Genomic DNA, 15,243 nt, shown 5'->3' on the forward strand with positions numbered 1-15,243 from the left:
ATGGCGCGCTTCTTCCTGGGTCCGGAGGCTTGGGACGGAAATGCCGTCCTGACCGGTGACGAGGCGAAGCACGCCGCCCAGGTGATGCGCGTCCGCAAGGGCGAGCGGATCGTGGTCTTCGACGGCCGGGGTCGCTCCGCGCCGGCGGAGATTCTCGAGGTCTCGCGGTCGGAGATCCGGCTCGCGCTCGGCGAGATCGTCCGTCGTCCGCCTCCGTCGCCGAGGATCCGGCTGGCGCAAGCGGTGCCGAAGGGCAAGACGATGGACCTGATCGTTCAAAAGGCGGTCGAGCTCGGGGCCACCGCGATCCAGCCTTTGATCACCCGCAACACGGTCGTGCAGATCGACGGGGACGACGCGGCGCGGAAGTCGGGGAAGTGGCAGAGGGTGGCGCTCGAAGCCTGCAAACAGTGCGGTCAGGATGTGCTGCCGGAAGTCGCGGAGGTGAAGGATTTCGATCGCTGGATCGGCGATTCCGGGGGCGGGTTGAAGGTGATCGCGTCGCTGTTTCCCGGCGCCCGGCCCTTGCGGGACATCTTGCGGAATGCCGGGAACGTGGAGGAAATCACGCTCCTGGTCGGGCCTGAAGGGGATTTCACCGGTGCGGAGGGCGAAGCGGCCCTCGCGGCGGGATTTCAGCCGGCGAGCCTCGGCTCCATCGTGCTGCGGGCCGAGACCGCGGCGTTTTTTGCAATTTCGGCGACGAGATATGAGTTTTCGTGAAGGGGTGTCGATTTGACGAGGTTGTTTGTAAAAAATAACCTTTAATTGTTAGGTTTTATGAAATATCGGGGGCGCGTGTTCCCCCTTCGCTCCAGAGGCTTCTGGCTGCTGTCGCTTCTCCCCGCAACCTGCAGCGCCTGGCTCCCGGGAATCGCCGCCCCGTCGCCGACGCGTGGGTTCGTGGTGAATACCGCGGACCGCGGGGAGGTGGTCTCCTTTTATCACGCCGTCTACATGGCGTCGGAGGGCTACCAGGACCGGATCGATTGGACCGGGGTCTACAATTCCACGGCGGCGGGTGCCGAAGGTACCGTCTCCGCGGAGTTCGTGGCCGATGTCGAACGCCGCCTCAACTACTACCGCGCGATGTGCGGGGTGGCGGCCGATGTGAGCGTGAACTCCGGAGCGGTGGTCCGGATCGATTCCGGGGACACTCACAAGCCGGAAGCGACGACCACCAAGGCGGAGGCGGCCCAGCGCGCGGCGCTGATGTTCCAAAAGGGAGCTCCTAGCCACAATCCCGCGGAATCGACATTCGCTTGGACCATAGCGGCCTGGAATGCCTGCCACAACGGAAACCTGGCCAGAGGGTTCTTCGGTCCCGGCGCGATGGATGTCTATTTCAAGGAAGACGTGGACGGGGTTTCCGGTTGGAACGTGAACGTTGGTCACCGCCGCTGGTTGCTGTGCCAGTCATCGACCGATTTCGCGACGGGAGACACGCCAGGTAGTTTCGCCGGTGGCACACCGCAACCGCCGACCAACGTGATGTACGTGGTGCCGAGGAACGAGGAGTTGGATTTCTCCCGACCACGGGTGTTCGCGGCCTATCCTCCGGCGGGGTATTTTCCGGCGGGGCTGAACTCGCCCCTCTGGTCCTTGTCTTTTCCCGGTGGGGACTTTTCGGCTGCCACGGTCACCCTCCGCGATGCCGCTCAGGAAGTGGTGCCGGTCAGCATCGTTTCGCGCCAGGTCGGATACGGCAACAACAGCTTGGTTTGGCAGGTGCCGGAGGGGGCCAGCGATACTTCGGTGGAGGAAGACCAGATCTGGAATGTGACGGTGTCGAACATCCAGGGCGCCGGGGTTCCTTCCGAATATTCCTATCAGGTGCGCCTGATCGACCCCCTGCGCTTGAACGAGGAGCCGGTTGTCAGTGGCGATTCCTCGCCGACGGAAGCAGGCGGGGTTTACGAGGTCGCCGGGGTTTCCGGGGCGGACGAGATGGAAGCGGGCATGTTCCTGCGCCGCTCGTCGCCGTGGACCGAGGGCGCGGAACCCAGCCCGGTACCGCAAGTGGTCGCAAACACCGGAGGCAGCTACGAGTTCCTGGCCAGCACTCCGGGTTATGTTCACTCCGGGGAGAGATCCTTTCGCCTGACCTTTCCCACCGTCTATGATCCTTTGATTGGAGGTGTTCCCGAGCAGTCGTTCGAGCTTCTTCGGGAAATCATTCCAGGGGAGGGAGGTTCCCTGGATTTCGTTTACCGGCGTGGTCCGATGACTTCGGCATCCAAGCTGGTGGTCGAGAGTTCCGTGGACAACGGGCGTTCATGGGTGGCTCTGGATGGTGACGAAATCGAAGGAGCGGGCGCTGGAGGCGACTCTACATTTAAGGCGGCGTCGTTTCCCCTGACTGCAGGAAACTCGCCACTGCGCGTGCGCTTCCGCTACTACTACCTGGCAACTCCCGGCGCGCGGATATACTCCGACGAGGACTACCCGTCGCATGCCACGGGCATCTACATCGATGCGATCTCCGCGAGCGGCTGCGATTGGCTTGAACCCGGAGGCTCGATCCGTGACGCGGGACTGGAGTCATTCACCTTCGATTCGAGCACGGCCGGCGAGGAGATCGCAGGCGGCCAGGAGTGGTGGCTGCGCGCCCGGGCGGTGTTCGGCGGGCACGCCTTTCCGTTTGGTCCTCCGTTGGTGGTGAAGCCGGTCGGGGTGCTGCAGTTGATCGGCACCGCGGAACCTCCGGTCAGCGGGGCGAACTATGCGTTTATCCCGGAGCCCGGCTCGGATCGCCATGAGTTCGAGGTGATGAGGATGGAAGCTGCAGCCTGGCAGGAAGGCGCGGAGGTCCTGCCATCGGTCACGATCACCGATCTTTCCGACGCATCCTATGCGCTGGGTGATGCGCTGCCCGGCTATGTGAAAAGCGGTCTGCTGGCATTCCGGCTCGGGCTTTCCAACGCCGCGGATAACGAGGATGCTTTCGTGATCGAGCGGGCCGTGATCCCGTCCGCCGCGAGCACGCTCAGCTTCTGGGCCCGCCGTGGGAAGATGAGCAAAACGAATCTCCTGCACGCCGAGATTTCCGCCGACGACGGGGCGCACTGGACCTCGCTGTGGAGCATCGAGGGCAAGGGGAATCTCAGCACCGACAGCGACATCCTGCCTTATGAGATCCCGCTCGCGGCCTGGGCAGATCAGACGGTGAAATTCCGCTTCGCCATCCGCAAGGCGGAGGGGGGTTCCAACACGACCTGGAACACCACCAAGTCGGGTGTCTGGATCGACGACATTGCCGTGAGTTCCGCGGTTGAAGCCGGCGCGGCGAATGTGACAGCGGTGGACGCCGGGGCCAGATATGCCCGTCTCGACGGCAGCTCCGCCGGACAGGCCTTGGCGCCGGGAACGATGTATCGGCTGCGCTTGCGTGCGGTGAGCGGAGCCATCCCCGGCGAGTGGGGCCCGGACCTCTTCGTGACGACCACCGCGGTGCCGCTGACGGGCTTCGCGGCCTGGCAAGCCTACGACCACCCCGGATCCCCGCTCGGCTTCGAGGAAGACGCCGATGGCGACGGATTTGCGAATGGGATCGAATACGCCTTTTCGCTGGATCCCCGCGACGGGCGCGGAGTTCCGGATGACCTGGCATTCCCTCCCGGCCGGATGGAAATCTCCCGCGAGCTGCCGGTCCTGCGTGCGGACGTGATCCATGGCGCGGAGTGGTCGGACGACCTGGACTCCTGGTCCGGTGCCGGGGTCGAGATCGTCATCGCGGCGGGTCGGATCACCGCCAGCGCACCGAAGGGAACGCCGGCGCGGTTCATGCGATGGACGGTCACCGCGAACTGAAGGCGGGCGGTTACTTCTGGCACTTCGGGCACCAGTAGGTGGACCGCTGGCCCATCACCGCGTGGCGGATGGGGCTGCCGCAGATGCGGCACGGTTCGCCCTTGCGATCGTAGACGAACAAGCGCTGGCGGAAGTAGCCGGGCTCGCCGTCGGAGTTGGTGAAGTCGCGCAGGGTCGTGCCACCTTGCTCGATGGATTCGGTGAGCACGCGGCGAATGGCGTCCACGAGCTTGGCGAGACGGGGTTTTGAAATCCGGCAGGCGGGCATCGACGGGCGGATGCCGGCGCGGAACAGCGCCTCGCTGGCGTAGATGTTGCCGACCCCGACGACCAGCTTGGCGTCCATGATGACGCTCTTGATGGCCGCCTTGCGGCCCGCGCATCCGGTGGCGAGATGGGCGGGGGTGAAGCCCTCGCCCAAGGGTTCGGGCCCCAGGTCGCGGAGCAAGGGGTGCTGCAAGGGATCGCCCTCCGGCAAATGCAGGAAGATCCCGAAGCGCCGCGGGTCGTGAAAACGGAGCTGCTTGCCGCTGTCGAGGGCCAGGGCGATGTGGTCGTGCTTCTTGAATGCGGCGGATGGCTCGGCGATGCGGAGGCTCCCGGACATCCCGAGGTGAACCAGCAGGTGGCCGTTTCGTTCCAGCGCCATGATGAGGTACTTCGAGCGCCGGTCGATGCGGGTGAAGCGGTCACCGGTGATGGACTCCAGCGACTCCGGGACCGGTAGTCTGAGGCCGCGGTGCCGGACGATCACCTCGCGGACCTGCCTGCCAAGCAGATGAGGTTCGATCCCGCGGCGGGTGGTTTCGACTTCCGGCAGTTCGGGCATGGCGAATCAACGGTGGCCGGCCCGCTCAAGGAAGGATGTAGACCGCGGTCGCGACGACATGGCAGGCGCTGCCGGCCAGCACGAACAGGTGCCAGATCGCGTGGTTGAAACGCAGCGACCGCCAAGCGAAGAAGATCACCCCCAGCGTGTAGCAAAGGCCGCCCGCCACCATCCAGGCGACGCCGGCCGGCGACAGCGCGCGGAGCATGGGGCCGAAAGCGAACACGGCCAGCCATCCCATCACGATGTAGAGGGCGGTCGACCACCAGGTGTCGCGTTTGCCGCGGCAGAGGGTCTTCAGCAGCACGCCGCCGAGGGCCAACGACCACACCGCGCCGAACAGCGACCAGCCCCAAGGACCGCGCAGGGCGACCAGCGACAGCGGGGTGTAGGAACCGGCGATCAGCAGGTAGATGCAGGCGTGATCGAAGGCCTGCATCATCGGCTTGCGCCTCGGGCAGGAGGTCGCGTGGTAGAGCGTCGAGGAAAGGTAGAGCATCACCAGCGAACCGCCGAACACGCTGGCGGAAACGACCCGGAAGGCGTCGCCCCCGGCGAGGACCACCATCATGACCAGCGCGGCGATGGCCAGGGCGGTGCCCACGGCGTGGGTCGCCATGCTGGCCATCTCTTCCGCGTGGCTTTCGCAGAGCGGTGAGCGCGGTTTTGCAACGGGTGCGTCCATGCCGGGAGTTTCGCCGCTCCGGCGGGCCGGCGCAATGACACAAGTGGGTGCGGTGCGCCGGATGCAATTTCAGCTTCGATGCAAGCCGGCGAGGATCCGTTCGATCTGCACCCGGTGGATGCCGAGGTGCAGCGCCGCGATGCCGTGCCAGCCGTAGGCATCAAGTTCGCCGAACCACGGATGGCGGAAGGTCGTCTTCGTCTTGAGTTCAGCCACCGAGGCGACTGCTTGCAGCAGGGCATCGCAGGAGGCCTCATAGTCGGCGACCGCGCTGGCATCTGCCCCGGGGCTGGGTTTCACCGCCGCCGTGCTGGCCTGGCCGGGTGGCTTGGTTCCCTGGCCGAGCGCCGTGATGACGCGGGCGAACGCCTGGTGGATGATCCGCAGGTGATCCAGGGTCATCCAGACCGACCAGTAGCGGCTGCTGTCTTCCAAGCCGATCGGTCGCGGGATCAGCACCCGTGCGGCCAACCGGGAGTCCTCGCAGGAGGTCACGAGGCCGCGGATCCTCTCGCGCTCGCGGGCAAAGCGGTCATTGAACCTTTCCCGGCTCCCTGCCCATCGCTGGAGGCGGAACAGGAGTCTCGCGGCGTAAAGTTCCGGCAGCGGCAGGCCGGCACCCGGCGCGGCGAGTTGGGGTTCGGAGGGCCGATCCATGGCGGAACCATGAATCATCGCTTGCAAAATGAAAGCAAAATACTTGTGGAATGCAAGTGATGGGAGGGGCAGTCTTGCGGGGTGAAGCCCGCCGACCGTCGCTCGCCCTGCCCGGTGTCGTGTTCCCTCGACATCCTGGGGGATCGCTGGACCTTGCTGGTGGTGCGCGACCTGATGCTCGGGCGCTCCCGTTTCAAGGATTTCGTGGCGTCCCCGGAAGGCATCCCGACAAACATTCTCAGCGATCGCCTCGAGCGGCTGGTGACGAACGGGATCGCCGAACAGGTGCCGCTTGCGGATGGCGCGAAGCGGTTCGGCTACCGGCTGACCGACAAGGGCCGGGCCCTGCGTCCGGTGTTGGAGTCGGTCCGCGACTGGGGCTTGGCGTGGGAGCCGGGGACGCGGGTTTTGATGAAGCCGGGGGATGCCTGATGCCGTCCTGCGGCTTGCGGGGGCCGGCGACCTTGCTAGAAGTTGCCCATGCGTACCCTCGTCCGTGACCTGCTTTGTTCGACCGCTCCCGACGGCCGGGTGAGGACGCTCCGGGATTCGAGGGCGTTTTCGTTTTTGGAAATCAGTGGAGGGTTACGTGGGGGGAATCTCCAGATCACGGTCGTCACGTTGGCGGTTTTCGCGCTGCTTTCGCCGTCACGCGGTGCCCAGGTGGATCTCGCCGGCCCCGCGGGCAGCGGGGCTTTCGGGACGGCGGTGACCGTCTTGCCGAACGGGAATTTCGTGGTGACGGATCCCGGCTACGATCTCCCCGGTGGCGCGTCCAATGTCGGCGCGGTCTATCTATACGATCCCAATGGCAACCGGATCAGCAGCCTTACCGGGACGACGAATTCGGACGCGGTTGGCTCGGGCGGGATCTTTTTGGTCGGCTCGGGAAACTTTGTGATCCGCAGCCCGGACTGGTCCGCGGGGTCTGGCAAACACGATGCCGGAGCGGTGACATGGGTCAGCGGCAGCACAGGTCTGTCCGGGGTCGTTTCCGTGGCGAACTCGCTGGTCGGCAGCAAGGCCAATGACCAGGTCGGCTCTGCGGGAACTTCGATGGGCGGGATCACGGTTCTCGCCAACGGCAACTATGTCGTCAGCAGCCACAACTGGGGAAATGGCAGCGCCGACAGGGTGGGGGCGGTCACTTGGGGCAGCGGAGATTCCGGCGTGACCGGCGAAGTCTCCGCCGCGAATTCGCTGGTTGGAAGCACCCTCAATGACCAGATCGGCCGCTACCGGGTGGAGTCGTTGAAGAACGGCAACTACGTCGTCCGGAGCCCGCAGTGGGACCATGGCGCACTCGCGGATGCGGGTGCGGTGACTTGGGGAAGTGGCAACGGCGGCACGGTGGGGATCGTCGGGCCGTCGATCTCTCTGGTCGGGGGAAGTGCGGGCGATCAGGTCGGTTTCGACGATGACTACCGCGGCGGCGTTACCTTGCTTGGAAATGGCAGCTATGTGGTGTGGTCGCCCTTTTGGGACAACAGCGGTGCTGCCGATGCGGGGGCGGTGACTTGGGGCGACGGCACGACCGGCCGCTCGGGAGTGATTTCTGCCGCGAACTCCGTGGTCGGAATGACGGCGGAGGATTTCTTGTCGTGGGTCGAGGTGACCGAATTGGCGAACGGGAACTTCGTGCTCGCGCTGCCGGGTTGGGACAACGGTGGCGCGGTGAATGCCGGCGCGGCGATGTGGTGCGACGGTGCGCTCGGCCGCAGCGGCGCTGTGTCATCCGCGAATGCCTTGGTCGGCAATGCCGCCAATGCGTTGGTCGCCTACAAAGAGGGTGCGGTGACGCCGCTGGCGAACGGCAACTACGTGGTCGCCAGTACCTATTGGCATAATGGCGCGGCGGTCAACGCGGGCGCGGTGACCTGGTGCGATGGCAGCACGGGTCGCACGGGTGTCGTCTCCACGTCGAACTCGCTGGTCGGCACCGGGTCGTCGAACAACATCGGCTCCGGCGGTGTGGTCGCCTTGCCAAACGGCCACTATGTCGTGTGCAGTCCCTACGCCCAGGTCGGCTCGCTCGGCCAGGCGGGTGCCGCCACCTGGTGCGACGGCACGAGCGGCCGGACCGGCACGATTTCCGCCGCCAATTCCCTGGTGGGGGCGCAGGCCGGCGACCAGGTCGGCCTGGACGGTGCGGTCGTGCTCACGAATGGCAACTACGTGGTCACCAGCTTCTATGCCCGCAACGGGGCGCTCACCACGGCCGGCGCGGTGACCTGGTGTCCCGGGGCGACCGGCCGGGCGGGGGCCATCTCGCTTGCGAATTCGCTGATGGGCGGCACGGCGGGCGACCGGGTCGGCGTCGGCGGGGTGACGCCGCTCGCGAACGGCCACTACGTCGTCCAGAGCGGCACTTGGAAGAATCCATCGGGAGCCTCTGTGGGAGCGGTCACGTGGGGCAACGGGGTCAGCGGGACTTCCGGCACCGTCACCGCGGCGAACTCGCTGACGGGCGCGACTGCCGGTGACAATGCCGGATATCCTGGCGTGATCGCTCTGCCGAATGGGCACTACGTGGTGCCGTCGTGGTACTGGGACAACGGGGCCGCCGCCGATGCCGGGGCCGTCACTTGGGGAGATGGCGAGGGCGGAACGACGGGAGTGATTTCCGCGGCCAATTCACTGGTCGGCAGCTCCGCCAGCGATCAGATCGGCTACGGCGGTCTCGTGGTCTTGCCGAGCGGTGACTACGTGGTCCGCAGCTACCTGTGGGACAATGGGCCGGCCACCAATGCCGGGGCGGTCACCCGCGGGAGCGCTGCCGCAGGTGTGAGCGGCATCGTTTCCGCCGCGAATTCTTTGGTCGGCACGGTGGCCAATGACCGCGTCGGCGAAGGGCCGGATCTCGCCACGGCGGACGGCGCGTATCTCTTCTCCAGCCCGAAGTGGAATCACGGCGAGCTGTCCGATGCCGGGTCGGTGATGCTGCTCCCTCCCGGGGGAGGGATCGTGGGCGGGGAAATATCCGCCGCTGCCGGTGTTCTGGGAGTGGTTGCGACGCGGGGCAGCAGCCACTCGTTCGGCTTCGATGAAAGTCGTTGTCGCATGGTCGCCGGGCGCCCTTATTCCAATGTCGTGAGTCTCTATTCCGACGGCGAAGTCTTCTCGCCTGCCGAGAAATATGAACGCTGGGCCACCGCCGCGAATCTGACGGGAGAGTCGGCACTCCCCTCGAGCGTTCCGTTCGACGACGGGATCGCGAATCTCCTCAAATACGCCTTCAACCTGAGCGCGACGGGCCCCGATGTGAGGGTGCTCGTCCCCGGCGCCGGCCTGGCGGGACTCCCGTGCTTCGCGCTGGTCGAAGGGGAAGATGGACCGCTGTTTCGATTGGAGTATCTTCGGCGGAGTGACAGCGGATTGATCTATCAGCCGATGATTTCGCCGAGCCTTGCCGCGGAATCCTTCGGCCCGATGACAGGTCTGGAGATTGTGACGGGGATCGACGACTTTTGGGAGCGGGTGGTGATCGAGGAGTCAGTCGACCTTTCCGTCACGCCGCGGCTTTTCGGAAGGATCGCCGTGGAGTTGCCCTGAGCCACATGGACCGCTTGCAGCCATTCCTCCGGCTGCTAGAAGTCGCCCATGCGTACCCTCGTCCGTGACCTGCTTCGTTCGACCGCTCCCGCCGACCTCGTCCACGCCGCCGGCTGGGTGAGGACACGCCGGGATTCGAAGGCCTTCTCGTTCCTTGAAATCAACGACGGGTCCTGCCTCGGCAATCTCCAGATCATCGCGGACGCCGGGATTCCGGGTACGGAGAAACTCCAGAAGATGAGCACCGGGGCCTCGGTCGCCGTGGAGGGGAAACTGGTCGCTTCCCAGGGTGGCAACCAGGCGTGGGAGATCCAGGCGAGCTCGATCCGCTTGCTCGGCGAGGCGCCCGAGGACTTTCCGCTGCAGAAGAAGGGGCACTCGCCGGAATTCCTGCGCAGCATCGCCCACCTGCGGCCGCGGACGAATCTCTACGGTGCGATGTTCCGGCTGCGCAGCCGGATGAGCCAGGCCGTGCACCGCTTCTTCGCGGAGCGTGATTTCTATCACGTCCACACCCCGATCATCACCGCCAGCGACTGCGAGGGCGCGGGGGAGATGTTCCGGGTGACGACGCTCGATCCGACCTCGGGCAAGCCGCAGTCCTTCGATCGTGACTTTTTCGAGAAGGCGACCCACCTGACGGTTTCCGGGCAGCTCGAGGGCGAAACCTTCGCCTGTGCGCTCGGCAACATCTACACCTTCGGGCCGACTTTCCGGGCCGAGAACTCGAACACCACCCGCCACGCGGCGGAGTTCTGGATGATCGAGCCGGAGATGGCCTTCTGCGACCTGCAGGGCGACATGGACCTGGCCGAGGCGATGGTGAAGTTCCTTGTCCGCGAGGCCCTCGAGGGCCAGGACGGCGATCTCGAGATTTTCGCCAAGTTCGTCGACAAGGGCCTGCGCGAGCGCCTTGAGTTTGTCGCCAACAATCCTTTTGAGCGGGTCTCGTACACCGAGGCGGTGGAGATCCTGAAGAAGTCCGGCAAGGGCTTCGAGTATCCGGTCGAGTATGGATTGAACCTGCAGAGCGAGCACGAGCGCTGGCTGACCGAGGAGCATTTCAAGAAACCGACCACGGTCTTCAACTACCCGAAGGAGATCAAACCGTTCTACATGCGGCTCAATGACGACGACAAGACGGTGACCGCGATGGACCTGCTGGTGCCGGGGATCGGGGAGATCGTTGGCGGCAGCCAGCGCGAGGAACGGCTCGACGTGCTGTTGGCCAACATGGAGCGGCACGGCCTGTCGACCGAAGACTACAGCTGGTACATCGACACCCGGAAATACGGCAGCGTCCCGCATGCCGGCTTCGGGATGGGCTTTGAGCGGATGCTGATGTTTGTCACCGGAATGCAGAATATCCGGGACGTGATCCCCTTCGCACGGACGCCGGGGCACTGCGAATTCTGACACCAGGCATCTTTTTTGCTCCTACCCCGAAAAGGGAGTTGTAGGACAGCTTTCGGGTGTTGTATTTACATTTGGAAACCCAAGTTGTCCGAATGAAAAACCCGATTGGCCGTTTTCCGGCGAAAACCCCGCAGCTGATGTCGAAGTGGCGTCGGCGTCACGGATTTGCCCTCGTGATCACGCTGTCGCTGATGGTCCTGCTGGTGATGCTCGGCGTCGGGCTTTTGTCGCTGGCCAGCAAGTCCCTCTCGATTTCCGGCCGGCAGTCGGAGCTGGCGGAAGCGCGGGCGAATGCCCGGCTGGCCTTGTCGCTGGCGATCGCACAGCTCCAGAAGCAGACCGGCCCGGACCAACGGATCACCGTGACCGCGGACCAGCTGTCGAGCGGCGCGGATGGCGGGGATTCCTCGGCAGCGGAGGGTCGCAAGCACTGGACCGGCGTCTACGACGCTTGGGCGAGCACGGCGGAGTCGCGGCCGTCGCCGGATTTCCGGACCTGGCTGGTTTCGGGTGAAACCACGGACCTTTCGGGAATCTCCACGGCCAAGACGAGCACCGGCGAGGAGATCGAGCTGGTTGGCGCCGGGACCGTCGGGGATCTCGCGGACGGCGCGGTGAAAGTTCCGGTCATCGAGATCGAGCAGCCCGGGGGCGAACCGGCGCGGCTTGCGTGGTGGACCGGCGACCAAGGGGTCAAGGCGGCCATCGCCACGCCGACGGTGCCGGAAGACGATTCGCTGGCCGCGGTCCGCGCCGGCCTCCAATCGGCACCACGAAATGCCATCGAGTTCGCCCAAAGCGACAACGGACAGCCGTTTGCCGACCTGGACACGGCGGAACCGCGGCTGATGGCCGTGACCGGATGGAAACAGTCGGGCTTCCTGGCGAGCGAGCCGGATGCGCCCCGTGGCTTGTTCCACGACCTCGCGGCTTCGTCGACGGGATTGCTGACCAACGTCCGCGAAGGAGGATTCCGCAAGGACCTGTCGATGCAGCTGGAACGACCCGTGTCGAGCGCCCGCAGCATGGCGCTTTACACCGTCAACCGCGAGACGGGGATCAATTTCCAGGAACTGCGGGGCTACTATCAGCTCTACAAGGAGCTGCAGAGCCGCGGCGGCGCGTCCTACACGACCGGCGGGCGGATCGGTTCCAACACGCCGTTCCTCCAGCTCGAGGCCTCGGCCGCGGCGTGCCGCAACGACGATAATTTCTTTTTCAAGCAACCGGTCATCATCAGCTACCAGATGGTGCTGTCGTTCGAGACCCGGGTGGTGTCCGGCAGGCCCCGGCTGCACGTGGTCGCCGATCCGGTGGTGACCTTCTGGAACCCGCTCGACGTGCCGGTGGTGGTGCCGCGCTCGACGTTCTTTTCAATCAAGTACTGGCAGATCCCGTATGACCTCTACCTCGGCATCGATGGCGGCGGCGTGCGCAAGTACCCGCTCGCGGCGTCCTTGTCGGGGGCCTTCTCGGGCTCCAACGGTGACGGCAACTACCTCAGTCTCCAGGCCGGAGCCCTGCAGCAGCTGGTGTTCAAGCCGGGTGAAGTCATCAAGGTGTCGCAGAGCGGCACGGCCTTTGTCGGCAATCCGGGAGAACACAAGCTGGCGGGGAGGGCCGGCTTCAACTACGGCGGCGGGGTTTCACTGCCGGTGCGCGACACCTCCGGCGGCTACGTCGACCTGCGTCCGACCTCGACGATCACCTACGAGGTCCGGGCCAACAACCTGACCGCCGGGAAAAAGAACGGCAGCGGCAATTCGGTCACCGGTGCGGACGCCCATACCCGTCATTTCTCGCTCACCCACCACGAGTGCTACGTCGGGGAGGACCGCGGGTCCAACAGCCTCGGCTACGGCGGGATGTACATCGACTGGGACTTCGGCAACCGCCGCCTGCGGGCCGGCGAGGTCCGCGGAGAAACCCAGCCGGGCACCAAGTCGCGCGGCGAGCGTCTTTATGCCGATCGGAATCCCCAGGTCTTCAAGCCGATCGTCAGCCAGGACACGCGGCCGCTCACCGTGGCCGAACTCGGCGGCCGCAAGGCGCCATTCATGATGGTTTCGTACAACGCGAAGACCGAGATGGGATCCGACCTCGGCACCCGCTACCTGTCCCGTTTCAACCCGCGGGCCCTGCATGTCGACTTCTACGACCTCTCGGAAACCGAGCGCGACATGCTCCCCTACGAATTCTCCGTCGAGCCGCTCGTCAGCTGGAAGAACCGCAGCCTTGAGGTCAGCACCAATGGCAACGCCTACTTCGGCGGCGGGATGAACGCGGAATTCGGCAACAGCTTCGTGTCGACCCATTCGATCCCGCGCGAGCCGATCGTTTCGATCGCGGCGTTCCAGCACTCGTGTGCCAACGGCTTCGAGGTGCAAAGGCCGACCTACGGCTACGCCACCCTCAACGGCCGCGAACCGCTGCTGCCGCAGATTTCCCATGCGATCGGCAACTCGATGGCGCCCTCCATGATGGAGAAAAACCAGACCGAGGGTTCGCTTCCCGGCGGCCGCCCGATGGCCGACCACTCCTACCTCGCGAACCAGGGCTTGTGGGACGAGTGGTTTTTCTCCGGCATCGCGCCGCAGCTCGCCACCACCTTCGGCAAGCGGCGCGCCCAGCGTCAGGTCGGCGAGGAGTTCCTCGATGGAAGCGGCCAGTTGCCGGTGGTCCGCTACCTGCCCGACACCGCGGGGGTCGAAGTGGACTCGATCTTTTCCAGCTTCTTCTCGGGCTCGACCCCGAACGACAAGGGCATCTCCACCATCGCCAGCCTGATCCGGGTCGACGGCCTCTTCAACGTGAACTCGACCTCGGTCGAAGCCTGGAAGGCCATGCTCGGCGGTCTCAACGACCGGCCGGTGGTCGTGCGCGACGAAACCGGGGCGGAGTCCCTCGAGCAAGGCAACGGCGAGGTGCCGGTTGCCAACCTCCACGGGCCGCGGAACGCGGTGATCGATGCCGATGGCAATCTCGACGTGAAGGAGTCCAGCCAGTGGGTCGGGCGTCGCACGCTTTCGGAAGAAGAGATCGACGAACTCGCGCGGGAGATCGTGAAGGAAGTCCGGCGACGCGGTCCCTTCCTCTCGTTGGCGGACTTTGTCAACCGGCGGCTCGGCAGCGACGATGAGTTGGCCCGCTCCGGTGCCATCCAGTCCGCCCTCGATTCCGACGATGTCTCGATCAACGCCGCGTTCCGTTCGAGTGGTCGTGCGGTCGCGGGTGGCACCGCAGGGCGCTTCGCCTTCCCGGAGGCCGAGGAAGGTCCGGCCGGCTTCGGCAGCCCGGGCGTCGTCAAGCAGGCCGACATCCTGACGCCGATCGCGCCGGTGCTTTCCGTCCGCTCCGACAGCTTCATCGTGCGCGCCTATGGCGAGTCGGTGGACCGCGAAGGCAAGGTTGTCGCCCGCGCCTGGTGCGAGGCGACGGTCGAGCGCGACAAGAACTTCATCGATCCCGCGGACAATCCGGAGACGGCGATTGCCGGTCTCAGCAAGCCCGTCAACGAGACCTTCGGCCGCCGCTATCAGGTCGTCTCGTTCCGCTGGATGCACCCCGACGAAATCTGATCCACCCATGTTGCGAATCCTTGTCCTAGTGTTTCTCTCCGTCGCCGGCCTTGCCCGGGGCCAGCAGCCATCCGGAGGGAAGGTGAATGTCCGTTTCCTCGCCGAGCGCGTCCCGGCCGAACTCGGCCAGGTGATGATTGCGGCGGAGAAGGCGACGTCGGTCGCCTTCGACCTGCCGGTGAGCCACCTGTCGGTTCCGGTGCCGGCACCTGCCCGCGCCTTCACGGTCCGGTCGGAGTCGAAGGGCGTCACCCTGGCCAGCGTGCAACTTCCGGAGGACGGGAAGTCCTTCGTCGTCCTGCTGATCCCGGCGGAGAAGTCGGGCTACAAGCCGGTGGTGATTTCCGCCAACGATCCGAAGTTCAAACCGGGCGACGTCTATTTCTACAACCACGCCGACCGGCCGGTGCTCGGCTATGTCGGCACCGCGAAGTTCGTGCTCGGGCCGGCGAAGGGAACAACCTTGCGGCCCGCCGGGGCGAAACCCGAAGGCTACTACGACGTCGGCTTCGGGGTGCGCGAGAAGGAAGGCGACCGTGCGCTGAGCACCACGCGCTGGCCGGTGGATGCCCAGATCCGCTCCTATGTCTTCTTCTTCGTCAACCCGAAGACCAAGCGGCTCGACTTCCGGGCGGTCGATGAATTCGTCGCCCCGGAGAAGCCGGCGACCTGAGCGCAGCTTGGACTGCAAGGAGCGCAGGATTGCCGCGTAAAGG

10 protein-coding genes are annotated in these 15,243 nt (G+C 65.4%); 7 read left to right on the forward strand and 3 right to left on the reverse strand.

What is annotated here, in order from left to right; all coding sequences use genetic code 11:
* Both IG178_RS14910 and IG178_RS14915 read left to right on the forward strand, forming a co-directional pair.
* A complete protein-coding gene (locus tag IG178_RS14910) occupies positions 1 to 723 on the forward strand; it encodes a 16S rRNA (uracil(1498)-N(3))-methyltransferase (protein WP_193213363.1) in 723 nt (240 codons plus the stop codon).
* 75 nt (positions 724 to 798) lie between these two features.
* On the forward strand, positions 799 to 3,810 hold the full coding sequence (locus tag IG178_RS14915; protein ID WP_193213364.1) for a hypothetical protein: 3,012 nt from the start codon (positions 799 to 801) through the stop codon (positions 3,808 to 3,810).
* Positions 3,811 to 3,820: 10 nt separating this feature from the next.
* Here IG178_RS14915 and mutM read toward each other — a convergent pair whose 3' ends face one another.
* From mutM to IG178_RS14930, 3 genes are all read right to left on the reverse strand, one after another.
* On the reverse strand, positions 3,821 to 4,639 hold the full coding sequence (gene mutM / locus IG178_RS14920) for a bifunctional DNA-formamidopyrimidine glycosylase/DNA-(apurinic or apyrimidinic site) lyase (protein WP_193213365.1): 819 nt from the start codon (positions 4,637 to 4,639) through the stop codon (positions 3,821 to 3,823).
* 25 nt (positions 4,640 to 4,664) lie between these two features.
* Positions 4,665 to 5,324 carry a PAQR family membrane homeostasis protein TrhA gene (trhA, locus tag IG178_RS14925; protein WP_193213366.1) on the reverse strand — a complete coding sequence of 220 codons (660 nt, stop codon included), beginning with the start codon at positions 5,322 to 5,324 and terminating at the stop codon, positions 4,665 to 4,667.
* A 69-nt stretch (positions 5,325 to 5,393) separates the two neighbouring features.
* Positions 5,394 to 5,981 carry a DinB family protein gene (locus tag IG178_RS14930; RefSeq protein ID WP_193213367.1) on the reverse strand — a complete coding sequence of 196 codons (588 nt, stop codon included), beginning with the start codon at positions 5,979 to 5,981 and terminating at the stop codon, positions 5,394 to 5,396.
* A gap of 114 nt (positions 5,982 to 6,095) precedes the next feature.
* Here IG178_RS14930 and IG178_RS14935 point away from each other — a divergent pair, with 114 nt between their 5' ends.
* The 5 genes from IG178_RS14935 (at position 6,096) to IG178_RS14955 (ending at position 15,200) form a co-directional block, all read left to right on the forward strand.
* The gene (locus tag IG178_RS14935) at positions 6,096 to 6,413 is read left to right on the forward strand and encodes a winged helix-turn-helix transcriptional regulator (protein ID WP_343225985.1); all 318 of its coding nucleotides are present in this window, start codon (positions 6,096 to 6,098) and stop codon (positions 6,411 to 6,413) included.
* Positions 6,414 to 6,461: 48 nt separating this feature from the next.
* A complete protein-coding gene (locus IG178_RS14940) occupies positions 6,462 to 9,533 on the forward strand; it encodes a hypothetical protein (protein ID WP_193213369.1) in 3,072 nt (1,023 codons plus the stop codon).
* Between the two features lie 48 nt (positions 9,534 to 9,581).
* Positions 9,582 to 10,949, forward strand: coding sequence for an asparagine--tRNA ligase (gene asnS / locus IG178_RS14945; protein WP_193213370.1), 1,368 nt, complete (start codon positions 9,582 to 9,584; stop codon positions 10,947 to 10,949).
* Positions 10,950 to 11,041: 92 nt separating this feature from the next.
* Positions 11,042 to 14,527 (forward strand): hypothetical protein, encoded by a 3,486-nt coding sequence (locus IG178_RS14950; RefSeq protein WP_193213371.1) that lies wholly within the window; start codon positions 11,042 to 11,044, stop codon positions 14,525 to 14,527.
* 7 nt (positions 14,528 to 14,534) lie between these two features.
* Positions 14,535 to 15,200 carry a hypothetical protein gene (locus tag IG178_RS14955; protein ID WP_193213372.1) on the forward strand — a complete coding sequence of 222 codons (666 nt, stop codon included), beginning with the start codon at positions 14,535 to 14,537 and terminating at the stop codon, positions 15,198 to 15,200.
* Positions 15,201 to 15,243 lie beyond the last annotated feature (43 nt).

Origin of the sequence: Neoluteolibacter marinus, from assembly GCF_014904755.1 — a bacterium.
In the GTDB taxonomy this organism is placed as follows: domain Bacteria; phylum Verrucomicrobiota; class Verrucomicrobiia; order Verrucomicrobiales; family Akkermansiaceae; genus Haloferula; species Haloferula marina.

Coding starts and splice junctions, on each gene's coding strand:
- mutM (WP_193213365.1), bottom strand. CDS start 4,639: ATGCCCGAACTGCCGGAAGTCGAAACCACCCGCCGCGGGATCGAACCT.
- IG178_RS14940 (WP_193213369.1), top strand. CDS start 6,462: ATGCGTACCCTCGTCCGTGACCTGCTTTGTTCGACCGCTCCCGACGGC.
- IG178_RS14930 (WP_193213367.1), bottom strand. CDS start 5,981: ATGGATCGGCCCTCCGAACCCCAACTCGCCGCGCCGGGTGCCGGCCTG.
- IG178_RS14950 (WP_193213371.1), top strand. CDS start 11,042: ATGAAAAACCCGATTGGCCGTTTTCCGGCGAAAACCCCGCAGCTGATG.
- trhA (WP_193213366.1), bottom strand. CDS start 5,324: ATGGACGCACCCGTTGCAAAACCGCGCTCACCGCTCTGCGAAAGCCAC.
- IG178_RS14910 (WP_193213363.1), top strand. CDS start 1: ATGGCGCGCTTCTTCCTGGGTCCGGAGGCTTGGGACGGAAATGCCGTC.
- asnS (WP_193213370.1), top strand. CDS start 9,582: ATGCGTACCCTCGTCCGTGACCTGCTTCGTTCGACCGCTCCCGCCGAC.
- IG178_RS14955 (WP_193213372.1), top strand. CDS start 14,535: ATGTTGCGAATCCTTGTCCTAGTGTTTCTCTCCGTCGCCGGCCTTGCC.